This window comes from Geothrix sp. (assembly GCF_030219325.1).
Taxonomy (GTDB): Bacteria; Acidobacteriota; Holophagae; order Holophagales; family Holophagaceae; genus Geothrix.
In genome coordinates this window covers 1,988,995-2,014,553 of the sequence record NZ_CP126625.1, presented here as the reverse complement: position 1 = coordinate 2,014,553, position 25,559 = coordinate 1,988,995, and the positions used below count along the sequence as shown (strand labels likewise).

General features: G+C 68.5%; 18 protein-coding genes and 1 other RNA gene. 12 read left to right on the top strand and 7 right to left on the bottom strand.

Annotated features, from left to right (window positions below; all coding sequences use genetic code 11):
• The first annotated feature begins 1 nt into the window (after position 1).
• On the top strand, positions 2 to 526 hold the full coding sequence (locus tag QOZ81_RS09080; protein WP_291198712.1) for a GNAT family N-acetyltransferase: 525 nt from the start codon (positions 2 to 4) through the stop codon (positions 524 to 526).
• On the top strand, positions 523 to 1,230 hold the full coding sequence (locus tag QOZ81_RS09075; RefSeq protein WP_366082962.1) for a 16S rRNA (uracil(1498)-N(3))-methyltransferase: 708 nt from the start codon (positions 523 to 525) through the stop codon (positions 1,228 to 1,230). Before QOZ81_RS09080 ends, QOZ81_RS09075 begins: the two co-directional genes overlap by 4 nt.
• Here QOZ81_RS09075 and ilvA read toward each other — a convergent pair.
• Positions 1,227 to 2,762 carry a threonine ammonia-lyase, biosynthetic gene (gene ilvA, locus QOZ81_RS09070; RefSeq protein ID WP_291198716.1) on the bottom strand — a complete coding sequence of 512 codons (1,536 nt, stop codon included), beginning with the start codon at positions 2,760 to 2,762 and terminating at the stop codon, positions 1,227 to 1,229. The two genes, QOZ81_RS09075 and ilvA, sit on opposite strands and share 4 nt — an antisense overlap.
• Positions 2,763 to 3,033: 271 nt before the next feature.
• On the opposite strand from ilvA, the gene QOZ81_RS09065 reads away from it, so the two are divergent.
• Complete coding sequence (locus QOZ81_RS09065) at positions 3,034 to 6,249, top strand: S41 family peptidase (protein WP_291198718.1); 3,216 nt, start codon at positions 3,034 to 3,036, stop codon at positions 6,247 to 6,249.
• A 12-nt stretch (positions 6,250 to 6,261) separates the two neighbouring features.
• Here QOZ81_RS09065 and QOZ81_RS09060 read toward each other — a convergent pair whose 3' ends face one another.
• The 4 genes from QOZ81_RS09060 to QOZ81_RS09045 form a co-directional block, all read right to left on the bottom strand.
• Positions 6,262 to 8,196 carry a sensor histidine kinase gene (locus QOZ81_RS09060; protein WP_291198720.1) on the bottom strand — a complete coding sequence of 645 codons (1,935 nt, stop codon included), beginning with the start codon at positions 8,194 to 8,196 and terminating at the stop codon, positions 6,262 to 6,264.
• A 257-nt stretch (positions 8,197 to 8,453) separates the two neighbouring features.
• Positions 8,454 to 9,602: a hypothetical protein gene (locus tag QOZ81_RS09055; RefSeq protein WP_291198722.1), complete on the bottom strand. Its 1,149-nt coding sequence runs from the start codon at positions 9,600 to 9,602 to the stop codon at positions 8,454 to 8,456.
• 67 nt (positions 9,603 to 9,669) lie between these two features.
• Positions 9,670 to 11,604 carry a HEAT repeat domain-containing protein gene (locus QOZ81_RS09050; protein ID WP_291198724.1) on the bottom strand — a complete coding sequence of 645 codons (1,935 nt, stop codon included), beginning with the start codon at positions 11,602 to 11,604 and terminating at the stop codon, positions 9,670 to 9,672.
• Positions 11,605 to 11,641: 37 nt separating this feature from the next.
• The gene (locus QOZ81_RS09045) at positions 11,642 to 12,016 is read right to left on the bottom strand and encodes a PilZ domain-containing protein (RefSeq protein WP_291198726.1); all 375 of its coding nucleotides are present in this window, start codon (positions 12,014 to 12,016) and stop codon (positions 11,642 to 11,644) included.
• A gap of 112 nt (positions 12,017 to 12,128) precedes the next feature.
• Between QOZ81_RS09045 and mtgA the strand changes: the two genes are divergently transcribed.
• From mtgA to QOZ81_RS09010, 7 genes are all read left to right on the top strand, one after another.
• Complete coding sequence (mtgA, locus tag QOZ81_RS09040; RefSeq protein ID WP_291198728.1) at positions 12,129 to 12,848, top strand: monofunctional biosynthetic peptidoglycan transglycosylase; 720 nt, start codon at positions 12,129 to 12,131, stop codon at positions 12,846 to 12,848.
• Between the two features lie 112 nt (positions 12,849 to 12,960).
• Positions 12,961 to 13,947 (top strand): malate dehydrogenase, encoded by a 987-nt coding sequence (locus QOZ81_RS09035; RefSeq protein WP_291198730.1) that lies wholly within the window; start codon positions 12,961 to 12,963, stop codon positions 13,945 to 13,947.
• Between the two features lie 211 nt (positions 13,948 to 14,158).
• Entirely contained in the window at positions 14,159 to 14,374 is a 216-nt protein-coding gene (locus tag QOZ81_RS09030) for a hypothetical protein (RefSeq protein ID WP_291198732.1), read from the top strand.
• 66 nt (positions 14,375 to 14,440) lie between these two features.
• Positions 14,441 to 14,710, top strand: coding sequence for a MoaD/ThiS family protein (locus tag QOZ81_RS09025; RefSeq protein ID WP_291198734.1), 270 nt, complete (start codon positions 14,441 to 14,443; stop codon positions 14,708 to 14,710).
• Position 14,711: 1 nt separating this feature from the next.
• Positions 14,712 to 15,821, top strand: coding sequence for a WD40/YVTN/BNR-like repeat-containing protein (locus QOZ81_RS09020; RefSeq protein ID WP_291198736.1), 1,110 nt, complete (start codon positions 14,712 to 14,714; stop codon positions 15,819 to 15,821).
• A gap of 69 nt (positions 15,822 to 15,890) precedes the next feature.
• Complete coding sequence (locus QOZ81_RS09015; RefSeq protein WP_291198738.1) at positions 15,891 to 16,157, top strand: hypothetical protein; 267 nt, start codon at positions 15,891 to 15,893, stop codon at positions 16,155 to 16,157.
• A gap of 362 nt (positions 16,158 to 16,519) precedes the next feature.
• Entirely contained in the window at positions 16,520 to 19,579 is a 3,060-nt protein-coding gene (locus tag QOZ81_RS09010; protein ID WP_291198740.1) for a hypothetical protein, read from the top strand.
• Between the two features lie 187 nt (positions 19,580 to 19,766).
• Here the strand turns inward: QOZ81_RS09010 and QOZ81_RS09005 are convergent, their stop codons facing one another.
• On the bottom strand, positions 19,767 to 23,165 hold the full coding sequence (locus QOZ81_RS09005; protein WP_291198742.1) for an adenosylcobalamin-dependent ribonucleoside-diphosphate reductase: 3,399 nt from the start codon (positions 23,163 to 23,165) through the stop codon (positions 19,767 to 19,769).
• A gap of 284 nt (positions 23,166 to 23,449) precedes the next feature.
• Between QOZ81_RS09005 and ffs the strand changes: the two genes are divergently transcribed.
• Positions 23,450 to 23,545: signal recognition particle sRNA small type (ffs, locus tag QOZ81_RS09000), an RNA gene on the top strand.
• A gap of 683 nt (positions 23,546 to 24,228) precedes the next feature.
• Positions 24,229 to 24,690: a VOC family protein gene (locus QOZ81_RS08995; protein ID WP_291198744.1), complete on the top strand. Its 462-nt coding sequence runs from the start codon at positions 24,229 to 24,231 to the stop codon at positions 24,688 to 24,690.
• Here QOZ81_RS08995 and QOZ81_RS08990 read toward each other — a convergent pair.
• Positions 24,687 to 25,535 (bottom strand): TIGR02757 family protein, encoded by an 849-nt coding sequence (locus QOZ81_RS08990; RefSeq protein ID WP_291198746.1) that lies wholly within the window; start codon positions 25,533 to 25,535, stop codon positions 24,687 to 24,689. The genes QOZ81_RS08995 and QOZ81_RS08990 overlap by 4 nt on opposite strands.
• Positions 25,536 to 25,559 lie beyond the last annotated feature (24 nt).

Below are 25,559 nucleotides of genomic sequence, written 5' to 3'. Positions count from 1 at the left end.
GATGGTCTCCGACTTCACCATCCGACCCGCCACGCTGGACGATGCGCCGACCCTGGCGGCACTGGGTGCGCAGACCTTCCGCGAGACCTTCGAGGCCATCTGCTCGTCCCAGGATCTGGCGAATTTCCTGGCGGACGCCTACGGCGACGCCATCCAGCGCACGGAACTGGCGGATCCCTTCCGTCCCGCCCTGGTGCTGGAGGCCGAGGGGCGGCCCGTCGGCTTCGCCCAGCTCCGCCTGGGCCACCGGGAGCCCTGCGTCACCGGCGTCCGCCCTGTCGAGCTGCAGCGGATCTATGTGCTGCGCGAGGCTCACGGCAGCGGCTTCGGTGCCGCGCTCATGGAGGCCTCGGTGATCCAGGCCCGGGCCTGGGGCGCCGACGTGCTCTGGCTGGGGGTCTGGGAGCACAACGACCGGGCCCTGGCCTTCTACGCCCGCCAGGGTTTCCGCGAGGCGGGCGACCACGTGTTCCAGATCGGCCAGCAGATCGACCGGGACCTGATCCTGGTCAAGGACCTCTCCTGAACCTGGTGCTGCTGCTCCCCGAGGACCTGGTCGCTCCGGACCGGGCGCACCTGACCGGACGGCGCCTCGAGCACGTGCGCGAGGTGCACCGCGCGCAGGTCGGCGACGACCTGGCCGTGGGTCTGCTGGGTGGGGCCATGGGCCGGGGCAGGGTGCTGCGACTGGAGGAGGGAGTCCTGGACCTGGCATTGACGCTGGACCTGACCCCGCCCCCGAAGCTGCCGCTGACCCTGGTCCTCGCCGTGCCGCGCCCGAAGGTGCTCAACCGCGTCGTGGCCGCCGCCGCCAGCCTGGGCGTGGCCCGCATGGTGCTGCTCAATGCCTGGAAGGTCGAGAAGGCCTACTGGACCAGCCCGAAGATGCGGCCCGAGAACCTGCGCGACCAGCTGCTCCTGGGCCTGGAGCAGGCCAAGGACACGGTATTGCCCGAGCTGCGCCTGGCACGGCTCTTCCGGCCCTTCGTGGAGGATGAACTGCCCGCCCTGCTGGCGGGCGGCACGGGCCTGCTGGCCCACCCGGGCACCGGCGGGACCGCCCCCAAGGCCCTGGCCGCTCCCATCACCCTGGCCATCGGCCCCGAAGGCGGCTGGATCGACGCCGAGGTGCAGAGCCTGCTGGACGCGGGCCTGCAGCCCCTGGACCTGGGTCCGCGCATCCTCCGCACCGAGACCGCGCTGGCGACGTTGGTGGGAAGGTTGTTCTAGGCCAGGAACAAGCGGTAGGCGGGGTTCTCCCCCTCGTCCACGAAGCGGTAGCCCAGGCCGTCGAGGTAGGCCTGGAAGGCCGCCTGGTCCCCGGGCGGCACCTGGATGCCCGCCAGCACGCGGCCGTAGTCGGCGCCGTGGTTGCGGTAGTGGAAGAGCGAGATGTTCCAGCCGCGGCTCATGCGCTCCAGGAAGCGCAGCAGGGCGCCGGGGCGCTCCGGGAACTCGAAGCGGTAGATGCGCTCGTCCGTCGCTGCAGGCGCCCGGCCGCCCACCAGGTGGCGCACGTGGAGCTTGGCCATCTCGTTGTCGCTGAGGTCCTGGGCTTCCAGTCCCTCGGCCCGCAGGCGGGCCAGCAGGGGCTCCAGCTCCGAGCGGTCCGCCATCTGCAGGCCCACGAAGATGTGGGCCTGCTGCGGGTCCGCCAGGCGGTAGTTGAACTCGGTGATGGAGCGGTGGCCGATGAGCTCGCAGAAGGCCTTGAAGCTGCCGGGCCGCTCGGGGATGGTGACGGCGAGGATGGCCTCGCGCCGTTCGCCCAGCTCCGCACGCTCCGCCACGAAGCGCAGGCGGTCGAAGTTGGCGTTGGCGCCCGACAGGATGGCCACCAGGTTGCCGGTGTCTGTGTCAGGCCCCTGGCGCGCGGCCCAGGCCTTCAGCCCCGCCACGGCCAGGGCCCCGGCGGGTTCCAGCACGGAGCGCGTCTCCTCGAACACGTCCTTGATGGCGGCGCAGATCTCGTCCGTGTTCACCAGCACCACCTCATCCACGAACTGGCGGCAGAGGTCGAAGGTGAGCTCACCCACCTGGCTGACGGCCACGCCGTCGGCGAAGAGCCCCACCCGGTCCAGGCGCACGCGGCGGCCCGCCGCCAGAGACTGGCTCATGGCGTCGGCATCCACGGGCTCCACGCCGATGATGCGGATGCCCGGCTGCAGGCGCTTGAGGTAGGCGGCGATGCCCGCGATGAGGCCGCCCCCGCCCACAGGTACGAAGACGGCCTGCATGCCCCGGGGCATCTGGCGCAGCAGCTCCAGGCCGATGGTGCCCTGGCCGGCGATGACATCGAGGTCGTCGTAGGGGTGGATGTAGACCCGGCCCTCGGACTGGGCCAGGGCCTGGGAGTGGGCATAGGCCTCCTCGAAGGAGTCGCCGTGCAGGACCACCTGCGCCCCCAGGGTCCGCACCGCGTCCACCTTGATGCCGGGCGTGGTGACGGGCATGACGATCACCGCCTGGCAGCCCAGCTTCCGCGCCGCCAGGGCCACGCCCTGGGCGTGGTTGCCGGCCGAGGCGGCGATGACGCCCCGCTCCCGCGCCGCCGGCGTGAGGTGGGCCATCTTGTTGTAGGCCCCCCGCAGCTTGAAGGAGAAGACCGGCTGCAGGTCCTCCCGCTTCAGCCACACCGGGCTGCCCACGCGGCCGGACAGCTTCGGCGCCGCTTCCAGGGGCGATTCGATGGCCACGTCGTAGACCAGGGCCGTGAGGATGCGTTCGAGGATCTCTCGGGAAGGGGCTGGGGCTTGATTCAAGGGTGGCTCCGCATAAAGAAGAACCCCCCGACCTGATGGTGCGGGGGGTGGCTTGGAATCGGGATGAGATCCGGCCTATGCCCCCTCGCGCGAAATAATCGCGATGGCGGCAGGGATGAGGCGGGCGGAAGGTGTCATGGCGGCTACTGGGATCAGCCAAGCTAGCACCGGCCCCGGGGTTGCACAAGGCTGGGGCGGAAGGTGGGGCGAGCCGGAGAGCTGGCTCCTCGTTAAACGATGTATAGTGGTGGACCCGTTCTCGGAGTCTTTGATGCTGAGCCGCGCTTCCCTCCTGCTGGTCCTCGCCTGTGGTCTCGTGGCCCAGGACCGCACCCCCCGCTTCGTCAGCTCACCGGACGTGAACGGCGACCGCGTGGTGTTCACCTGGGAGGACGACCTCTGGCTCGGCTCCCTCAAAGGCGGCCCGGCGCGGCGCCTCAGCACCCATCCCGGCGTGGAGACCGCCGCCCGGTTCAGCCCCGATGGCAAGTGGATCGCCTTCACCGGCCAGTACGACGGCGGCAACCAGGTCTACGTGATGCCCGCGGAGGGCGGCGCACCGAAGCGTCTCACCTGGGGTGGCGGCGCCACCGTGCAGGGCTGGACGCCCGATGGCAAGAAGGTGCTCTTCAAGACCGTCGCGGACTTTGACCGCCGCCCCGTGGAGCGCTTCTTCACCGTGGACCTCGAGGGCCACCAGCCCGAGGCCCTGCCGATCCCGCGCGGCACCTCGGGCACGCTGTCCCCCGATGGCCAGCGCTTCGCCTACAACGCCAAGGGGCGGGCCGAGTACTACTGGAAGCGCTACAAGGGCGGCGACCATCCGGACCTGTGGCTGGCGGACCTGAAGAGCGGGCGCTTCGAGAAGCTCACGGACTTCGTGGGCCGCAACGGCGCCCCCATCTGGGCCGGCGGCAAGGTCATCTTCGAATCCGATCGCGGCACCACCGGCATCACCAATCTCTACGCGGTGGATCCCGCCACGAAGGCCGTGGAGCCCCTGACCGACCTCAAGGACTTCGACGCCCAGCAGCCCAGCACCGATGGCCGTACCGTGGTCTTCGTGCAGGGCGGCCACCTGCAGGCCCTGGACCTGGCCACCAAGGCCGTGCGGCTCGTGCCCGTGACCACCAGCAGCGACGGCTGGAAGGCCGCGCCCCGGCCCGTGAATCCCAAGGACTGGATCCAGGCCATGAGCCTCGCGGCCGGGCAGGCCGTGTTCGAGGCCCGGGGCGAGGTGTTCCTCCTGCCCACGGATGCGACCAAGCCCGCCCAGAACCTCACGAAGACGCCGGGGGTGCGGGAGCGCATGCCCCGCCTGTCGCCGGACGGCAAGCGCGTGGCCTACTTCAGCGATGCCAGCGGCGACTACGACCTGGTTGTCCAGCCCGTGGACGGCGTCGCGGAGCGCATCCCCACGGGCCTGAAGACCGCCCTCTACCACCTGGAGTGGAGCCCCGACGGCACCAAGGTCCTCTTCGGCGACAAGAGCTTCGCCCTCTATGTCATGGACGTGCCCACGAAGAAGCTCACCAAGGTGGACGAGTCCCATGAGCTGAAGAACGACCAGTTCACCTGGGAAGCAAGCGACTACGCCTGGGCGCCGGATTCCCAGTGGGTCGCCTACAGCTTCGTGGAACCCAACCACAACAGCCGCATCCACCTCTTCAACCTCGCCTCGAAGCAGAAGGTCACCCTGACGGACGGGTTCTACGACTGCCTGAACCCCCGCTTCGATCTCGATGGCAGCACCCTCTACTTCCTCAGCTACAGCAACTTCCAGACCCGCCTCGACCCCAGCCAGGACAACCACATCCAGTCCGCGCCGGTGCAGGTCATGGCCGTGAAGCTGAAGGCCGGCGAGGACAAGGCTGCGTCCTCGGCGTCCGCCAGCAACGCCTTCCGCATCGACGTGGCCGGCCTGGCGGAGCGCATCGCGCCGCTGCCCGTGAAGCCCGGCAACCTGTTCCACCTCAAGGCCGGCAGGGGCCTCGTGGGCTGGGACGAGGTCGAGGGCTGGGACGACAGCGTGGTGGAGGAGCTCTACGGACCCCGCGGCGCGGAGAAGTGGAAGCTGCATCTCTACGATCCCGCCGCCAAGAAGGACAAGGAGGCCGTGCTGGTGGAGCCCGTGAGCGACTGGGTCTTCGACGCCGAAGGCAAGCGGCTCCTCATCCGCAAGGGCCCGAACTTCCACACCGGCGAGGCTGCCGCCGTGTTCACCACCAAGGTCCTGCCGGAGAAGCTGGACCTGGAGCGCATGACCATGACCGTGGATCCCCGCGCCGAGTGGAAGCAGATCTTCGAGGACACCTGGCGCTGGTACCGGGACTTCTTCTATGACAAGGACATGAACGGCAACGACTGGAACGCCATCGGCGCCAAGTTCCGCGCCTGGCTGCCGGAGCTGAACTCCCGGCAGGAGCTGAACTGGCTGCTGAGCCAGATGGTGGGCGAGCTGTGCGTGAGCCACACCTACGTGGGCGGCGGCGACGCCGGTCCGGGCCGGCCCCTGCCGAACCCGGTCTTCCCGGGCCTGCTGGGTGCCGATTTCACCGCAGAGAACGGCGTCTACAAGTTCGCCAAGGTGTATGGCCCCACGGCCTATGCCCGGGACCTCAAGGCCCCCTTGGCGGACCCCGCGCCCAAGGTGAAGGAGGGCGAGTACCTGCTCGCCATCGACGGCAAGCCCCTGCGCGCCCCTGACGCCATCCAGGCCCGGCTGCAGGTCATCAAGGGCCAGAAGGTGACGCTCACCGTGAACGCCAGGCCCACGATGGAAGGCGCCCGCACCGTCGAGGTGGAGCCCGTGCCGAACGACTGGGACCTGCGCTACCACCGCTGGATCGCGGGCAACATCGCCACCGTGGACAAGGCCTCCAACGGCCAGCTGGGTTACATGCACATCACGGCCATGGGCGACCAGAACATCGGCCAGTTCGACAAGTACTGGCGCGCCTTCCGCTACAAGAAGGGCATCGTCATCGACGTGCGCGGCAACGGCGGCGGCTGGACCGAATACTTCATGATCGACAAGCTGGAGCGCAAGCAGGTGGGCTTCAACGTCATGCGCGGCGTCGAGCCCTTCCGCTATCCCAACACCGCCTCGGACGGCCGCTACGTCTTCCTCACCAACGAGCAGAACGGCAGCGACGGCGAGGCCTTCCTCATGCACGTGAAGGCCCGCAACCTGGGCACCATCGTGGGCGTCCCCAGCTGGGGCGGCCTGGTGGGCATCATCAACACCCAGTTCACGCTGGATGGCGGCACCGTGGAGCAGAGCAACAACGGCTTCTACGGCCGCGAAGGCAAGTGGTGGGTGGAGAACCATGGCGCCGACCCCGACCTCACCGTGGAGAACGATCCCGCCAGCCTCATGCAGGGCCGCGACCCGCAGCTTGAAGTGGGCATCGCGACCCTCCTCAAGCAGCTCAAGGAGAATCCCACCCCGGCCTTCCCGGCGGTGCCGGCCTATCCCAAGCGCTGAGTAGTACCGGGTCTAGGCCCCGGTCGATTCCAGATCCGCCACCTCGCCTGCCAAGCCTGACCGCTTGCGCAGGGAAGGGGGGAATTCGATGCGGAAGCGGGTGCCGGTGCCGGGTTCGGATTCGACTTGGATCTGCCCGCCGTGGGCGGCGACGATGTTGGCGACCATGGATAGCCCCAGGCCCGTGCCCTTGCCCGCCTCCTTGGTGGTGAAGAAGGGCTCGAAGACCCGCTGCTTCACCTCTTCGCTCATGCCGCAGCCGCCGTCCTTCACCTCCAGGCAGGCGCCGTCGCCGGCCCGGCAGGTCCGCAGCAGGAGCAGCCCGCCATCGGGCATGGCGTCGCGGGCGTTCAGCCCCAGGTTCACCAGCACCTGCTGGAGCTTCACCGGCTCGCCGAACAGCAGGGGAAGGTCGGGGGCAAGCTCCGTCTCGATCCGGACGGCCCTCCCCAGCACCCGCCGCAGGAGCGCGGCTGCCTCCTGCACCACGACGTTCAGGCTCAGCTGTTCCCGGCGGCCCAGGTCGGGCCGGCTGTAATCCATGAGCGCGCGGAGCACCTCTGCGCACTTGATGGTGGCGCCCTCGGCCGCGTGGAGGTGCGGCTGCAGCTCGGGGTGGGCTTCGAGGAGGGTCTGGCAGATGGTGATCTGGCCCAGCACCATGGTCAGCTGGTTGTTCACGTCATGGACGATGCCCGGGGCCAGCATCCCCACGGAGTCCACGCGCTGGCTGTGTTCCACCTGATGCAGCAGGCGCTCCCGCTCGCGGTCGGCCCGGCCCGCCAGGCGCAGCTTCTCACCGACGCGCTGCAGCTCCCAGATGTCGGAATCGAAGTCCATGGCCTCGGCGGAATCCCCCGGGGACGAGGTCGCCGACTTGGCCAGCTGGCTCATGGGTCGCACCACGCGCTGGTGGAGGTCCAGCATGGTCCAGGCCACGCCGAGGACCGCGGCCAGGGCCAGGAGGAAGGTGAAGACCGCGAAGCGCCGCTGGCCGGGAAAGAGATCCTCCGTTGGGATGGCCATGTGGAGGTTCATGCGGGGCTCTCCCTTGGTGGCATAGGTGCCCGAGGCGCTCACATAGGACTTGCCGGCATCGAGGAAGGTGAGCCCCTCCCCGGGCGGCGCGGCCACGGTCCCCATCAGCAGGTCGCCCCTGGGCCCCGGGGAGAGGGCGGCCAGCTGGTTCCGGAACCGGGTGCCCTGATCCAGCATCCCGGGCAGGCGCGGGGGCACGAGCAGGCGGCCGGCGGGGTCCGTGGCGATCATCCGGGAACCCGGGGTGGGCCGGTTCTCCCAGATCAGGTGGGTCAGCTCCTCCAGGGAGACATCCACGCCGACGACGCCCACCAGGGCCCCCCGGGCATTGCGGACGGGGACCGTGAAGGTGAACCCCGCCACGGTGGAGGTGTAGTACCGGTAGGCCTCCGGGGTCCAGGCCGGGGCCGTCTGGGCCGCCCCGAACCGGTACCAGTGGCGTTCGCGGGCCTCGTAGACCTCCCGTCCGTCGATGGGGCCCGGCACCCAGCGGCCCTGCTGCACCAGGTAGCGCCTGGGATTCCGGCCGCCCTTGAAGAGCACCAGGTTCCAGGCCCCGTCCTTCCGCACGACGCAGGCGGAATCCCCATCCTCGCGGCTGAGGATGAGGTTCGTGATGATGGCGCCCTTCTCCAGGAAGGGGATGACGCTCTGGAGGCTGCCGGGGCCATCCAGGCGGCCCTCCTCCCGGGTCCACCACAGGCCGAAGGCGGTTCCGGTCTCTTCGGCCCTCAGGAACTCGCGGGTGATGATCTGCTGGACCTGGGCCAGGGAGCCCTCAGCGCGGGCCTGGCCCTGGGTCTCCACGGAGTGGACGAGCCCCCACCACCAGAGGCCGAAGATGGCCAGGGCGCAAAGGGTGGTCAGAAGGATCGACTTCCACAGCACCATGCTCTTGAGCCGGGACATTCCGATGGCCTCCCTGGGAAACGGATCCTTCTCTCCAGGCTCCTGATTCCTTCAGGTCCACGGTGGTCAGGCATTCGATCCAGGCTAGCAAAACGGAACAGGAAAAAGATGGAAATTTGTTAGATATTACCAATTGTTATTTTCGCCAAGGGTTGGCTTATTGGTTTGAAAACGCAACATTTATAAATTGATATCGACACATGGACCGATCGATCAGCTGCCCGGTGTCATGAAAGCGACCCATCGCCTCCTCAGGCTCAGAATCCCACTGCGTACTCGCCATCCCGCATGAGCGCGACCGTGCCGCCATCGGCCATGGTCAGGTCCACACCCAGGACCCTCACGTCCGGCTGGGTCTCGGGGACGTAGACGCGGTCGATGTGGATGACGGCGTCGGGACCGGAGAACTGGGCGGGTCCCACCTGCCCGCCGAAGTGGTCGCTGCGGCCGAAGGCCAGGTGCAGGCCCAGCTTCTCGTCCAGCAGGATCTCGCCGATGGGCTTCACGCCGAAGGCCGAGAGCACGCCCAGGCCCAGCTCGGCGAGGTTGCCGTAGGCGGGCTCCTTCGCGAGCAGGGCGGCCTCCTCGCGGGACTTCGGCCCTTCGCTGAGCACCTCCAGGGCCTGGTTCGCCACGATGCGGTAGCGCACGATCTCCGCGCCGAACTGCACGGGCATCACCCCCGCCGTGCGGCTGGGGTCCTCCGGCAGCTCGCCTTCGTAGGGCACGATGTAGGCCTCGCCCGAGGGCAGGTTGCCGGCCACGCCGGGCTGGGGCAGGAGGCCGCCCGAGGCGTGGCCCGTGCGGTGGCGCAGGTCCACGTGCAGCTCACAGGGCCCCGCCGGGGTGGCGAAGCGGAAGTCCGCGCCCTCGGCGCGATCCAGCAGGTCCTTCAGCAGGTTCACGCGGCGGTTCACCTCGGTGTAGTCCAGGCGCAGGGCCGGGATCATGTCGGCCCGGAAGCCGGGCATGGTGGCGGCGCGGATGGGGTGCTTCTTCGCGGCCAGCTTCAGGGGCGCCGTGGCCGAGAACTTGGTGATGGCGATGAGGATGGGGTGCGTCGCATAGAGGTCCGCGAAGCTGATGGAGGCCGCCGGATCCAGCGCCTCGGTGGAGGGCAGGGGGCCGCCTCCGTGGAGCCAGGCCCGCTCCGGCAGGTCGCCGTTGTTGGTGTGGACGTTGGGATAGACCACCAGGTGTGTGTCCAGGCCCAGCTCGGACCGGTGGGCCTGGAGCTCCTCCACCCACTGGGCGGCGATGGTGCGGCGCTCGGCCCAGCTCGGTTCGTCCGGCACCCGGGCATCGGGCAGGTCCACCAGGATGGCCAGGGCCCGTTCGCCCGGCTGGGGTTGGAACACCCGCTGTACCAGGGCCACCAGTTCCATGCCGCTCAACTGCTCCGTCATGCCGTCCTCCCACCGGGAGGATGCCGTGGACCGGTGCCGGCTGTCGAGCCGTCAGGCTGCGGAACCCTCAGCCATTCGCCTTCTGGGCGAGGGCCCGGGCGGCGGTCTGCAGGGGGGCGAGATCCTCGGTGGGCACGGTACCGGAGGGCCGCTTCTCGTGCAGCGTCTCCTGGATGAGGCTGGCGAAATCGACCCAGGAGGGACGGTGTTCCAGCTGCAGGGCCACCAGGGCGTCCCCGAGCCGGCGGCGCAGCGACCAGGAGGGGTTGCGGGCATTCCAGGCGGCGCGGACCGCCCCATCCAGGGCGCGGGTCTGGGTCAGGGGCAGGGGCTGCTGGGCGGTGGCGTGGGCCCGGGCCAGGGCCTCCACGGCCAGCGTGTGGAGCTCCGGCGAGTTCAGTTCAACGGCCTTGCCACAGAGAGCGATGGCCCCGGCGGGATCGCCCAGGTCGCGCAGGGCCTGGGCCAGGGCCACCTGGACGCGGGCGCTCTGCCCGGAGTGGAGCAGGGTCAGGAGCGGATCCACGGCCTGGGCGGAACCCAGGGCGCCGAGGGTCTCCAGGGTGGCCACCAGGATCACCTCCTGGGGCTCGGAGCTGACCAGGTCAAGGAGCCTGGGCACGAGCGCATCCAGCTGGTGCATGGCGATGAAGCGCAGCCCCACCTTGACCTCTTCGGGATCGGCCAGGGCCAGGCGATCCAGGGCCAGGCCCTCGGGATCCGGCAGCTGGCCCAGGTGCCAGAGGGTCCGCTGGGCCAGGTCCGAGATGGGATCCCGCCGCAGCTTCAGGAGCGTGGCCCGCAGGGCGGGATCCCGCCGCTCGCCCAGCACCTCCAGGGCCGCCACCCGCAGGGCGCCGTCCGGCTCCTGCACGAGCAGGTCGAGCAGCTCCTCCGACGTCACCGGCACCAGGCGCGCCAGTGCCGAGGCGACCCCGGCCCGACCGGTGTTCCTTCGGAGACACTCGGCCAGGGGATTCAGCAGCCGCTGGGGATCGATGCAGCCCTGGTCGGCGAGATCCGCCAGCCCCTGGGATGTCGCATCCAGGGCGAACTCCAGGCGCCGGGCGCGCTGGGCAGCCTGCTCGCCCGCCTGGCCCAGGTGGCGGGCGAGGTGGGCCGGCTTCTCCTCCTGCGAGGCCACCAGGGTGTCCAGCAGGAAAGTGTCGAAGAGCCCGGGCTCCCCGTCGCGGATCGTGCGGATCGCACTCTGGACCCGATCGGGTTGGTCGGAGCCCAGGTCCACGGCGATGGCGGGATCCCTGGCCTCCCAGCGCTGGGCCAGCAGCTGGATGACCTGGGCCTGCACGTCCGGCCGGGCCATGGAACGGAAGGCCGTGAGCTGGGTGCGCACCTCCCGGTCCGCCAGGGCGTCCTGGTGGGCCTCCTCCAGCAGCTCGAGCAGGCAGTCCGCGGCCTCCGGGGACTGGATCTGCCCCAGCAGCCGGAGGGCGTGGCGATAGACCAGCAGATCCGGATGGCTGGCCAAGGTGCGGATGGATTCCAGGGCCTCCGGGCTGAGCAGCTTCGCCAGCTGGTGGGCGCCCTCGTTGGCGTCGGCGGGCTGGGCGCTGCCCTGGAGCAGGCGGGCGAAGTGGTGGTGGAAGGCCTCGGTGGGATCCGACTCGCGGAGCACGAGGTCGAGGATGTCGCGGAAAGGTTGGGTGGCCCGGGTCTGGGCCAGCTCCCGCAGCGCCGCCAGGGCCTCCGGCGTGCCCATCCGGCCCAGGGCCCGGGCGCCGGATTCGAAGATGGCCGGATCCTTCTCGTGGCGCAGCAGGCGGCTGGTGATGGGGATCCACTCGGGCCAGGGGCGGTAGAAGCTGGCCTCGAGCACCAGCTGCCGCATGGCGGCCGGGCAGGAGGCCTTGAGGACGCGCTCGGCCAGCTCGGGCACGGCCCCGCGGCCCACGTCGGCGAGGGTGCGGAAGAAGGCCAGCTGATCCCCGCGCCAGGTCGGGTCCAGGCGGTCCAGGAACATCTCGAAGGGGTTCTGCCTCATGGCCGAGCCTTCCCGCTGAGCATGCCGACGGTCATGCCTACTCCCGCGCCAGTTCGGCGGTGACGTGGCCCGCGATGAGCTCCCGGACGAAGGGGGTGATGTCCTGGAACTCGACCCCGATGAGCACGTAGCCGGTGGTCTTTCCGGCCACCTTGCCCAGCATCCGCAGGATGGTGGCGGTGAGGGGCACGAAGGGCAGGTCGGGATGGTCGAGCACCAGGAACTCGATGGCGTCCCCCACGTCCAGGTGGGCCGCCTCGTGGAGCTGCACCTCCAGGCCGCAGCCGCCGGCGCTGAGGTTGGCCAGGTTCGCGTCGAGGATGTCGGCGTCCTTCGTCCTGAACCGCACGCCGTACTCGCCGCCGGTGGTGCTCAGCCGAGGGTACCTCCGCTTGTCCTGCTCCATGGTCATGCCGGTGGATCTCCAGGCCCCGACCCTGCGGAGGGGTGGCTCCACAGGGCCCGATGCAGACCTATCGGCCCCGGGGCTGGCAGACTGAATTGCAAGAATGGGATGGGACGGCATGGCGAAGCAGAAGCGGGGGTGGAAGCGGCGGATCCTGGTGGGGCTGGCCTGGGCCCTGGGCCTTTTTCTTGCGTTGAACATCATCCTGGTGCTGGTGTTCCGGTTCGTGCCGGTGCCGACCTCGGGGCTGATGGTGCAGCGGCGGGTGGAGTCCTGGTCCAGCGGCAAGCCTTATGCCTCGCGTCACCGCTGGGTGCCCCTGGAGGAGATCGCCCCCAGCCTGGGCGTGGCGGTCATCGCGGCGGAGGACCAGAACTTCACCGACCACTTCGGCTTCGACTGGCAGGCCATTGAGAAGGCGGTGCAGCACAACGAGAAGAGCCGCCGCAAGCGGGGCGCGTCCACGGTCTCGCAGCAGACGGCCAAGAACCTCTTCCTGTGGAACAGCCGCTCCTGGACGCGGAAGGGGTTGGAGGCCTGGTTCACGCTGCTCATCGAGGCCGGCTGGTCCAAGAAGCGGATCCTCGAGGTCTACCTGAACATCGTGGAGTTCGGCGATGGCATCTACGGGGCGGAGGCCGCCGCGCGCACCTACTTCGGCAAGTCCGCCAGGCGGCTGACGCCCTCGGAGGCGGCCCTCCTGGCGGCGGTGCTCCCCAACCCCCGCAAGTTCAAGGCGAACGCCCCCAGCGAGTACATTCGCGGACGGCAGGGCTGGATCCTCAACCAGATGCGCCAGCTGGGCGGCGATCAGGTGGTGAAGGACCTTGAAGCCTGAGGGCGACTCTCCACTGGAGTGCCGGAGGGACCTTGGTCACGATTACCGACCCGCTGGTTTCCAGATCTGGCGCGGGGTATAGAATGAGCCAAATCTCCCAGGAGGATCGAGTATGAAGACCCCCGTTCGCGTGGCCGTCACCGGCGCTGCCGGTCAGATCGGATACAGCCTGCTCTTTCGCATCGCCAGCGGCGCGATGCTGGGCAACGACCAGCCCGTGATCCTCCAGCTGCTGGAGATCACCCCGGCCCTGAAGGCGCTCAACGGCGTCGTCATGGAGCTGAACGACTGTGCCTTCCCCCTGCTGGCCGGCATCGTCACCTCCGACGACCCCATGGTGGCCTTCAAGGATGCCGACTATGCCCTGCTGGTGGGAGCCCTGCCGCGCAAGGCCGGCATGGAGCGCGCCGACCTGCTGAACGCCAACGGCGGCATCTTCAAGCCCCAGGGTAACGCCCTCAGCGAAGTGGCCAGCCGCAACGTGAAGGTGCTGGTGGTGGGCAACCCCGCCAACACGAACGCCTTCATCGCCCTGTCCAATGCCCCCAAGCTCAAGGCCACCCAGTTCCACGCCATGGTGCGCCTGGATCACAACCGCGCGATCTCGCAGCTGGCGGAGAAGACCGGCAAGCCCGTCACCGCCATCAAGAACATGACCATCTGGGGCAACCACAGCGTCACCCAGTTCCCCGACCTCTACCACGCCACCGTGGACGGCAAGAACGCCTACGACCTGGTCAATGACCACGCCTGGTACGATACGAGCTACATCCCCACCGTCGCCAAGCGCGGCGCCGCCATCATCGAGGCCCGCGGCCTCAGCAGCGCCGCCAGCGCCGCCAATGCCGCCATCGACCACATGCGCAGCTGGGCCATGGGCACCCCCGAGGGCGAGTGGACCAGCATGGCCTTCGTCTCCGACGGCAGCTACGGCGTGCCCGAGGGCCTGGTCTACGGCTTCCCCGTCACCGTGAAGAACGGCCAGGTGGAGATCGTGAAGGGCCTGGAGATCAACGCCTTCAGCCGCGCCAAGATGGACGCCACCGCCAAGGAGCTCGACGAGGAGCGCCAGGCCGTCAAGCAGCTGGGCCTCATCTAGGCCGATCCAGCCGGACCGGACCACGCAGGGGGGCGACCCCCTGCGTTTTTTTTGGCCGCGGTGAGCCCCATCGCCCTCGTGCTCACGGCCCTGCCCTGTGCCTGGCTGGGCGGCGTCCTCCACCTTCGGCTGGTCCGTCAGGCCTCCGGGGAGGCCTGGGTGGCGTCGCCCCGGGCTCGACCTATCCTGGGTTAGCAGCCGGAGGTGGACCATGATGAGTCCCGTGGAACGGCGTCAGACGTGGAGCAGGATCGTCGGGGTGGAACGGCGCGCCGCGCCGGTGCATGTCCTGGACGGGCACCCCCTTCCCGATCCCACCCGGCTCGAGGACGAGGACTTCCTCGAGGCCCAGAGGCAGCGGGAGCGGGAGAAGCAGCAGATCCTGGCGCACATGGAGCGCTGGGACGATCCCACCCGGTTCGATTAGCCCGACTAGCCTGTCTTGACAGGAAGGTTTGCCGGAGACACAGTGGCAGGGCCCTCCCGGAGCCCCATGCCCCGCGTCGCGTTCACCCGCAACCTCCAGCGCCACGTGGCCTGCCCGCCCTGCGCGGTGGCGGGCGCGACCGTGCGCGAGAGCCTGGAGGCGGCCTTCGCCCTCTACCCGAGGCTCCAGGGCTACGTGCTGGATGAGCACGGTGCGCTGAGGTTCCACATGTCCATCTACGTGGATGGCGTGCCCATCGCGGACCGCAAGGGGCTTGCGGACCCCGTGCCCGAGGGTGCCGAGATCTTCGTCATGCAGGCCCTGTCTGGAGGTTGAGATGTCCGACCAGCTGCTCGTGTCCACCCGCAAGGGACTCTTCTCCGCCCGCCGCAAGGGAAAGGGGAGCTGGGCCCTGGACGAGGCCTTCTTCCTGGGGGACAACGTGTCGCTCAGCATGCGGGATCCCCGCGATGGCGCCTGGTACGCGGCCCTGGACCATGGCCACTTCGGCGCGAAGCTGCACCGCTCGCGGGACCGCGGCGCCACCTGGGAGGAGATCGGCGTGCCCGCCTATCCCACGCCGCCCGAAGGCCACGTGGAGAAGGACTTCCTGGGCCGCGAGATCCCCTGGCGCCTCATCCGCTTCTGGTGCCTCACGCCAGGCCTCGCCTCGCAGCCGGGCCTGCTCTGGGCCGGGACGCTGCCGGGCGGCCTCTTCTGGAGCGAGGACCTGGGCGCCACCTGGCAGATGGTGGAATCGCTCTGGACCATGCCCGAGCGTCGCAAGTGGGCCGGGGGCGGCGCCGACGTGCCGGGCATCCACTCCGTCTGCGTGGATCCCCGGAACGGCGACCGCGTGGTGGTGGCCGTCTCCAGCGGCGGCGTATGGCACACCACGGACCGCGGCCAGACCTGGACCGCGCACACCAAGGGCATGCGGGCGGACTACGCGCCGCCCGAGCTGGTGGAGGCCCCGGAATCCCAGGATCCCCACCGCCTGGTGCAGTGCCCCGCGCAGCCCGATCACTGGTGGGTGCAGCACCACAACGGCATCTTCCGCAGCACGGACGACGCCATGAGCTGGACCGAGATCACGGAGGTGCAGCCCTCGGTCTTCGGCTTCCCCGTGGTGGTGCATCCGAAGGATCCCGATACGGCCTGGTTCGTGCCCGCCATCAAGGACGAGAAGCGGATCCCCGTGGAGGGCAGGGTGGTGGTGAACCGCACCCGGGACGGCGGCCGCAGCTTCGAGACCCTGCACCGGGGCCTGCCCCAGGGCTGGGCCTACGACCTGGTCTACCGCCATGCGCTGGATCTGGATGCCAGCGGCGAGCGCCTGGCCTTCGGCTCCACCACGGGCTCGGTGTGGATCAGCGAGAACCAGGGCGACGACTGGCTCACCCTGGCCGAGCACCTGCCGCCGGTGCATGCCGTGACTTTTGTGTGAGGGAGTAGGATCAGGGTTCATCGCGGCGGGGATTCGGCACTCTGCCAGACCCCGCCGAGGGAGGACCCCATGACCCGCTTCACCCGCACCCTCGTGGCCATGCTGTTCGGCGGTTCGCTGCTGATGGCCCAGCTCCCCAATCCGCTGAACCTGCCGGATCCCCTGGGCCTGTCCAAGAAGCCGGCTCCAACTCCCCGTCAGCGGGAGGGCCGCCGCGTCGAGCGGAAGCCCGGGCGCGAAGGTCATCACGACAACGGCAAGCACAAGGGGCAGCGCAAGCACGAGGATGGGGACCGGCGCGAGGGACGTGAGCGCAAGGACCACGATCGCCACTAGACGTAGAGGCAGTCAGGCGCGGAGGAAGGGCTGCTGGTCCGCACCGATGACGGGTCGGTTCTGCCCCAGATGAGTGAATTCCGACCCGGCCGTGACCCCGGGGGCCGGCCGGAGGCCAAGGTCGTGACGACCAATGGTTTGCAAATGAGTCTCGCAAATGAAACAAGGAAAAACAGTCTTTGATTTTAAAAATGCAAAATTTTAAATATTTATAATAAATAAGTTAAAAGCATCATTCGAATGGCATGGGACTTGTTTGGGAGCGTGTGACTCTGGCCCTGCACGTGGGGCCGGAGCGGCGTTTTCTGGACCGGTGCCAGGAAAGGCTGGCGCGAGACACGAAATCCACGGGAGGCACGACCATGGCACTGAAGAGTGACGGACTCACGGACATCGGCCAGGGCGCCGGGAAAACCACCAACTTCCTGGTGCAGTACGAGGACACCCTGCCCAACCAGGCGACCGTGATCGCCAATGCCAACGCCCTGCTCTCGGTCATCGAGACCGAGTTCACCGTCACCACCGGGTGGTTCAATACGCCCGGAGGAAAATTCGGCACGGGCCACCGGCAGGTGGTGAACCTCAACCTGGGCGACACGACGACCCCCACCGGCATCAGTTTCCCGGGCGCGAACAACAGTGGCTACGGCAGCGCGATCAACCTGGATGCGCAGAACATTCCTGGCACCGCGAGCGCCGCCGCTGGGCGCGTCGAGATGGTGTTCATGAACGAGTGGGTCGAGATCCTGATGTCCCTCTCCAGCGGGAAATGGAATGCCGGCGACAGCAGCGGCGAGGGCCTGTCCCAGTACTGCGGCATCGTGCGCTTCCAGACCGGCCACTACAACTACTACGGCTCATGGGTGGACCAGTGGCTGAACAAGCAGCCCCGCCAGGACTGGGTCAACCAGACCAAGGCCACTGACACGGACATCCCGAGCTTCGGCTGCGCCCTCGCCTTCATCTACTACCTGAACACGCAGCTGGGCTTCAGCATCAACCAGATCCTCGCCGCCGGGGCTTCCAACCTCGCGACCACCTATCGCACCTTGACGGGCGATGCCGGCGATCCCTATCCCTTCTTCTCGGCCCTGCTGGAGCACACCTATCCCTCCTCTGGCACCGCGGCCATCCCCGGTCCGGTCGTCGACAATCCCTTCCCCCTCGGGCTGCTGTCCTTCTGGATGAACAAGAACACCTTCGGCAAGGACGAGGTCCAGGATGTGATCAACACCAGCGGGGGGAACTGGCCCAAGGCCTTCTGGCTGGTGGTGGAAGGCTTCAGCAAGAACTCCTTCAATGCCCTGGGGGTGGCCATCCCCGCACCCACTGGGCCCTTCGCCGGGCTCTCGGGCATTACGATCTCGCAGAATCCGGACATCGATTTCGAGAACGCGGCCAATCCCCAGGCGCCCCAGCGCATCCGGATCCCCTTCGACATCCAGTTCACCAGCCAGGCCCTGACCCACTTCCCGGGAACGGGAAGCCTGACCTTCGAACTCGATGCCTGGCTTGCCGCGGGCGGAACCAAGGTCCCGGGCTCGAACACCTCGACCCAGTTCGAGCTGCTGGCCGGCGCGGATCCCTACTTCACCAACATCGACCCGGCCCACAACAACGTGTTCTACCTGAGCCAGGATCTGCGGGTCTTCACGGCCATCCCGGGCAAGAACCCCACCCCCGTGGCCGGGGGGCCCACCTTCGCCACCGACAGCGTGGCGGGGGCCTACAGCTACATCCAGAACCTGTTGGCCTGGCTCAACAATCCCGCCAACCACTTCACGGATGGCTCGAACGATCCGTTCGCCTCCGGCGTCATCCCCCAGCCGGGGAATGCGCTGGATGGCGACTCCTCCGTGACCCCTCTCACGGTGGAACTCGGGGGTGGCTTCCCGCCCATTTTCTCGATCTACAACAACTACAACTTCGCCCTGGCCCGGGTGCGGCTGCGGGGCACGGCGGGATCCACGGGCAAGGCATCGGGGGTGCGGGTCTTCTTCCGGCTCTGGTCCACCGAGACCGCCGACACGGACTACCAGACCGGCTCCACCTATCCCTTCACGCCGGATGGCAAGGGCCTGCCGGGTTCGCCCCTGGTGGGCACGGACCACCACACGCTTCCCTGCTTCGCCAGTGGGAACCTCAACGCGAATACCGACTACGGAACGGGCGGCGCCAACATCCGCGACATCGAGATCCCGACCGTGCCCGCCGGGCAGGACAGCGTCTGGGCCTACTACGGCTGCTTCCTCAACCTCTACGACACCGGCTACGTGATCGACGGGAAACCGCTCCAGGCCTGGCTGAATGGCACCCACCACTGCATCGTCGCCCAGATCGCCGATGACGATGCCCCGGTCATCCCCGGCGCCAGCCCCGAGAACACGGACAAGCTGGCCCAGCGGAACCTCCAGGTCACGCGCTCCGACAACCCCGGTCCCGCCTCGACCCATCGCATCCCGCAGACCTTCGACTTGCGTCCCAGCGGGGCCGTGGGATTCGCCTCGCGGCCGGACGAGCTGATGATCGACTGGGGCGGCATCCCGGTGGGCAGTGTAGCCTCCATCTACTGGCCACAGGTCCAGGCCTCCGACGTGGTGGCCCTCGCGGCCCAGCTGTACAGCACGCACACGCTCTCCGCCTCGGACAGCCACACCCTCCAATGCAAGGTCACGGGAGGCGTGACCTACGTGCCGATCCCGGCCGGTGGAACCGAAAACTTCGCGGGATTGTTCACGGTGGACCTCCCGACCACGGTGGTGACCGGGCAGGAATTCGATGTGGTGGTGCGCAGGATCACCACCCGAGAAGACCCCCAGATCAACCTCCGGACCCACTCCATGCCCGCAAGCCTGGAGGAGGATGCCAAGGGCGCGAAGCTGAAGACCGGCCGACACCCCGAGGTGAAGCCTGGGCAGGATTCGGTCCAGCCCCGCAGCTGGCGCTACGTGGTGGGCACCTTCTCCGTGAAGATCCCCGTCACCACCGCCGAAGTCATGCTGCGCCCGGAGGAGAACACGCTGGCCATCATGAAGTGGCGGCTCCTCCAGATGGCCCCGTCCAGTCGCTGGTATCCGGTGCTTGAACGGTACATCACCTACATCTCGGCCCGCGTGGATGGCCTCGGTGGCGATTCCAAGGGCGTGCTCCCCTCCCCCACGGGCGTTCCCGTCAAGCAGCCGGGGAAGGAAACCGAACACACCTATACCGGCAAGGTCTGCAAAGTGTGCTTCGACTGCTTCGGCGATTTCGAGGGATTCGTGCTGGCCGACTGCTGCGGCAGCCAGACCTTCCACTGCCGCCACCGCGGTGTCGAGGCGATCGTGCTCCGGGCCTGCAAGGAGGGGCTGCGGCTCACGATCCACACCGAAGGGCACTCCCACCATGAGCTCCGGATCTGCAAGTTGGAGATCCAGTGTTGAGGGGGGCGGTCAGCTGACCCGGACGAAATCGCCCGGCCAGGTCGAGGGTGGCGGGGGCGAGAGGATCGGGTATGAAGGTCTCTTGCGGCGGGAAAGCTGGCGCGACCACGGGCAAACGCGAATGCCCAAGGCTGAAACACAGAGGGCGGGATTGCTCCCGCCCTCTGCCTTGGGTCGGGTGTGTTGACTAGCTGCAGCCCGTGGTGGCCCCGCAGGTCTGGCACTTCATGCAGGCGCCGTTGCGCACCAGGGTGAGGTGGCCGCACTCGGGGCAGGGATCGCCGGTGTAGCCCTTCTCGCGGGCGGCCTGGGCGGCGCTGACCGCGGTCCTGGCGCCGGAGACGGCGACGAGCACGGGCTCGAGTGCCGGGGCGGGGCTGGACGGGGCGCCGGTGCCCGTGGTCTCGGGGAAGGGCAGGGGCGTGCCCGTGGGCAGGCTGGGCATGGCGGCGGCGAGGCCGGGGGCCTGGCTGCTGGGCCGCAGCCCCGTGGTGGGGTTCACCACCTGGTCGGCGTCCACGTGGGCCAGGTCGTAGCGGCCCAGGTAGCTGATGGCCAGCTCGCGGAAGACGAAGTCGATGAGGCTGGTGCTCATCTTGATGGTGTCGCTGCCCATGACCATGCCGCCCGGCTCGAAGCGGGTGAACAGGAAGGCATCACAGAACTCTTCCAGGGGCACCCCGTGCTGCAGGCCCATGCTCACGGCGATGGCGAAGCAGTTGAGGATGGCGCGCAGGGCGGCGCCTTCCCGGTGGATGTCGAGGAAGATCTCGCCGAGGCTGCCGTCCTCGTATTCGCCGGTGCGGAGGTAGATCTTGGTGCCGCCCACGCTCACGGCCTGGGTGTAGCCGCCGCGGCGGTTGGGCATGCGGCGCCGGTAGGTGCGCACCAGCTGGTTCGTGAGGGCCTGGGCCACGGCGGGCGTCTTCTCCGCGGCGGTGGCCTGGTCGTCCATGAGCGTGTCGGCACCGTCCAGCAGGTCGAGGTTGGTGGCCATGGCCTGGCTCATCTTCGAGCCGTCGCGGTAGAGAGCCACGGCCTTCAGCATGAGCTGCCAGCTGGCCTCGTAGATGCCGCCGATCTCGTTCACGGTGGCTTCCGCAGGCAGGTTGATGGTCTTGCTGATGGCGCCGCTGAGGAAGGGCTGGGCCGCGCCCATCATGCGCAGGTGGCCCATGGGGGCGATGTAGCGCCGGCCCGTGCGGCCGCAGCGGTTGGCGCAGTCGAAGATGGGCAGGTGCTCATCCTTGAGGTGGGGCGCGCCCTCCACGGTCATGGAGCCGCTGAGGCCAAGCAGGAAGGCCTCCACCTGCTCGGAGCTGAAGTCCTTCTTCAGGCGATCCACGTCGATGGCATAGGCGGGATCGAAGGCGGTGGGGAGCTTCTGCTCCACCAGGGCGATCTCCTCGTCGGCCCAGCCGTTGCCCTTGAGCATGCTGCGGGTGATGCCGGGCGTCTCGTCGGTGATCTGCAGCCAGCCCACCACGTGCCGCTCGATCTCCTGGATCTGCTTCGGGCTGTAGCCCAGGCGCGCCAGGGCCTCGGGGATGGCGCGGTTCACCAGCTTGAAGTAGCCGCCGCCGGCCAGCTTCTTGAACTTCACCAGGGCGAAGTCGGGCTCGACGCCGGTGGTGTCGCAATCCATGAGCAGGCCGATGGTGCCCGTGGGGGCCAGCACCGTCACCTGGGCGTTGCGGAAGCCCCACTGCTCGCCGTAGGTGAGCGCCGTGTCCCAGCTCTCGCGGGCGGCCTCGACGATGCGCTTGGGCACGCCGGCGCCATGCAGGCCCTGGGGGCGGATGGAGAGCTGCTCGTACTCCGAGGCCGGGGCGTTGTAGGCGGCGCGGCGGTGGTTGCGGACGACCCGCAGCATGTGGTCGGCGTTGCGCTGGTAGCCGGGGAAGGGCCCCAGCTCCCGCGCCATCTCGGCGCTGGCGGCGTAGGCGTCGCCCGTGAGGATGGCGGTGAGGGCCGCGCACCACTGGGTGCCCTCGACGCTGTCGTAGGGGATGCCCATGCGCATGAGCATGGCGCCCAGGTTGGCGTAGCCTAGGCCCAGGGTGCGGAAGTCGTAGCTGAGCTGCGCGATGGCCTCGCTGGGGAACTGGGCCATGAGCACGCTGACTTCGAGCACCACCGTCCAGAGGCGGATGGCGTGGCGGTAGCCCACCAGGTCGAAGCCGCCGTCCTCGGTGAGGAAGGTGCACAGGTTCAGGGAGGCCAGGTTGCAGGCCGTGTCATCCAGGAACATGTACTCGGAGCAGGGATTGCTCGCGTTGATGGGGCCGTCCTCGGGGCAGGTGTGCCAGTCGTTGATGGTGGTGTTGAACTGGATGCCGGGATCGGCGCAGGCCCAGGCGGCGCGGTTCACCTTCTCCCAGAGGTCCTTGGCGCGGAGCTTTTTGCTGGTCTTGCCGTCGATGCGACGCTTCAGCTCCCAGTCGCCATCCATCTCCAGGGCGCGCATGAAGGGATCGGGCACGCGCACCGAGTTGTTGGAGTTCATGCCGCCCACGGTGAGGTAGCCTTCGCCATCCCAGGAGGTGTCGTAGCCCTCGAGATCGCGGGCGAAGTCGCCCTCGGCCAGGCGGCCCAGGCACTGGGTGAGGAATGCGGCGGGCACGCCCTCGCGCTTGGCGCGGGCCAGGGCCTTGCGCAGGGCCTCGTTGGTCTTGGGATCGGCATCCTTGGTGGTGGAGCCCTCCACGGACTTGCAGATGGCATCCCAGTGGCGGCGCACCACGGCGCTGCCGGCGGCCATCATGGCCACCTTGCGTTCCTCGGTGACCTTCCAGTCGATGAAGGCCTCGATGTCGGGGTGGTCCAGGTCGAGGCAGACCATCTTGGCGGCGCGGCGCGTGGTGCCGCCGCTCTTGATGGCGCCGGCGGCGCGGTCGCCCACGGCCAGGAAGCTCATGAGGCCCGAGCTGCGGCCGCCGCCCGACAGCGGTTCCTCGGAGCCGCGCACCTTGGAGAAGTTGGTGCCCGTGCCGGAGCCGTACTTGAAGATGCGCGCCTCGCGGGTCCACAGGTCCATGATGCCGCCCTCATTCACGAGGTCGTCGGCCACGCTCTGGATGAAGCAGGCATGGGGCTGGGGGCGCTCATAGGCCGAGGTGGACTTCTCGAGCCCGCCGGTGACGGGATTGACGAAGCTGTGGCCCTGGGCCGGTCCGCTGATGCCGTAGGCGTAGTGCAGGCCCGTGTTGAACCACTGCGGCGAGTTGGGCGCGCACATCTGGTTGGCGAGCATGTAGGTGAGCTCGTCGCAGAAGGCCTGCGCGTCCTCGGTGGTGTCGAAGTAGTGGTGCGTCTCGCCCCAGTGGCGCCAGCAGCCGGCCAGCCGGTGGAACACCTGCCGCGCGTCCTTCTCGCCATTGTTCTGGGCGTCGATGCCCTTCCGGCGGAAATACTTCTGGGCCAGGATGTCCACGGCCACCTGGGACCAGGTCTCGGGCACCATCACGTCCTTGGCCTCGAACACCACGGTGCCGTCGAGCTTGGAGATGCGGCTGGTGCGCGGGACGAAGGGAATTCCTTCCAGGGGATCGTGACCTGCCTTGGTGAAATGGCGGGCAATCTTCATGTGGCTGTCCTGCGCAGTGGGTGGAGAAGGACGGATCGAAAGACATGGCTTTTCCGCGAGGCGTACAAAGCCCTCCCCGGGGGGTGGGGGACTTCGAGGTAACCTCTATGGGTTGTGCCGGGAGAAAAGGATGGCCCCAAGATGTAGGGGTGTCAAGGGGTGGTAACCGGATTTTTCCATCGTTTAAAAAGACCCCGGAAATCAGGGACTTTGAGCAGGGATGCCCGCTTGCGCCATTCCCTTCCGCTGGTGTGCGCGGGGTCATCGCGGCTAGGCTGATTTCAAGCCGGGCCCCATGCATCGGGGTGCGATGAACCGGGTCAGGTCGGAAGAAGCAGCCCTAAGTCGTTCCCCCGAGTGCCGTGGTCAGCCCGGCCCCTCCTTTTACGTCAAGCGCGAAGCGCGAGTCGGACGCGGCTAAATGCCGCGTTCGACAGTAAAAGGAATCGCCGCAGCCCACGAGGCCGCGCAGCGGATTCGTGGTTGAGGAGATCGCCCGGCAGGGAGCGGCTGATCGCGGCGCCTTCGGCTTGGCTGGGCGAATCGGCACTGGCCTGCGCTCCCAGTGGGTCCCCGCTCCGCAGAGCCCCCCGGGCTCTGCTCCGCGACCCACTTTGGTCGCGCACATGGTCAGCCCGGCCCTTCTTTTGCATGGAGCGCGTAGCGCGTGGCCGACGCTGCGGGGCAGCGTTGGCCAGCAAAAGGGAGGCTCCATGTCCACGAGCGGAGCGAGTGGGAGGCTCGCTCCGCGAGCCGATCCATGGAGGGCCGCAGCCCACGAGGCCGCGCAGCGGATTCGTGGTTGAGGAGATCGCCCGGCAGGGAGCGGCCGATCGTGTCGATTCCTGGCCCGCGGATTCGAGAATCCACCCCAGCGGGGGCTCGACAGGGCGAATGGTGCACCTAGCCTTCCAGTCATGGACCCGATTGGCCTGGCACCACCCCCTTCCGACCAACCTGCTCTGGGTGCCCCCTGGCCCCGGAGTGGACTTCCCTGCCTCAGTCCGGAAACCGGGGTGGCCGCGACCGCCCCGCCGGAGCTGGGAATGAACAGGAGCCGACGATGACCAAGGTGACCCCCTTCCTGATGTTCAACGATCAGCTCGAGGCTGCGATCGCGTTCTACACCGCCACCTTCCCGGATTCAGAGGTCCGGCAGCTGTCCCGCGCGGGTTCGGACGGTCCTGTCACCGCGGCCCAGTTCGTCGTCGGCGGCCAGGCCTTCATGGGCTACAACGGCGGGCCGTACTTCACGTTCTCGCAGGGCTTCTCGCTCTTCGTGGATTGCGAGGATCAGGCCGAGGTCGACCGGTACTGGGACCGGCTCATCGCTGCGGGAGCCACGCCGTCCCAGTGCGGCTGGATCACCGATCCCTTCGGTGTCACTTGGCAGATCGTCCCCCGGCGCTTCATGGAGCTGATCGCCGACCCGAACCCCAGGAAGGTCCAGGGGGTCATGGCAGCGATGATGGAGATGGTGAAGCTGGACGTGGCCGCGCTGGAGAAGGCCTACGAGGAGGCCTAGGAGCCTGCCCGGCACACCGAATACAACGGACACGCTGCACAGGTGCTGCGTTTGCGCACGCCCGGGCAGTCGCCCAGGATGCCCAGGTGGCTGAGGGCGAAGTCGTAGCGCAGGGGATCGGCGGGATCGAGGCGGCGCAGGGCCTCGGTGATCTCCTTGGCCATCTTCCCGTCCGGGGTGGCGCGACGGCTGAGGCCGATGAACCGCGACACGCGGGCCACGTGGGTATCCAGGGGGATGACCAGCCCGTGGGCGGGGTAGCGGGTCCAGAGGCCGAGATCGGGCCAGCTGGTGCGCACCATCCAGCGCAGGAACATGCGCCAGCGCTTGCAGGCGGCCCCTTCCAGGGGATCAGGCAGGGAGAACCGGGCCCCGTACGAGGCCGGTAGCTCCACGCGGAGCCGCTGCACCAGGCGGGAGAGGGCCTCGTCCGGCTGTTCCCCTGGGCGAGGCAGGAGCTGGGCCTCCAGGCCCGCCCCGGTTTCCGCATCCAGCTGCTTCCATGCCAGCAGCCAGGCCGCCAGGTCCGGGCCCGTGTGGAAGCGCCAGGTCCAGTCCGCCAGGGCGCGGGTGAGCCCCTTCCGGGCGGCCGTGACGCTGCGTTCCCGCAGCCAGTCGGCTGGCCGGGCGCCCAGGGGTGCCAGGACGCCCTTCACGGCCCGGATCATGGGCTCCACCCGCCCATAGGCCAGGTGGGCGGCCACGAAGGCGGCCACCTCCCGGTCCAGGGGGGACTCGTAGGCGAGGACGACGCTGAGGGGGTCGCTCCCGAGGGCCCCGGCGGTGTCGTAGCGGACGCAGAGGCCGTCCAGGCGGGCCTTCAGGGCAGTGGTCGAGGTCGCCATGGGGCCAGTGTCCCAGGATCGCCA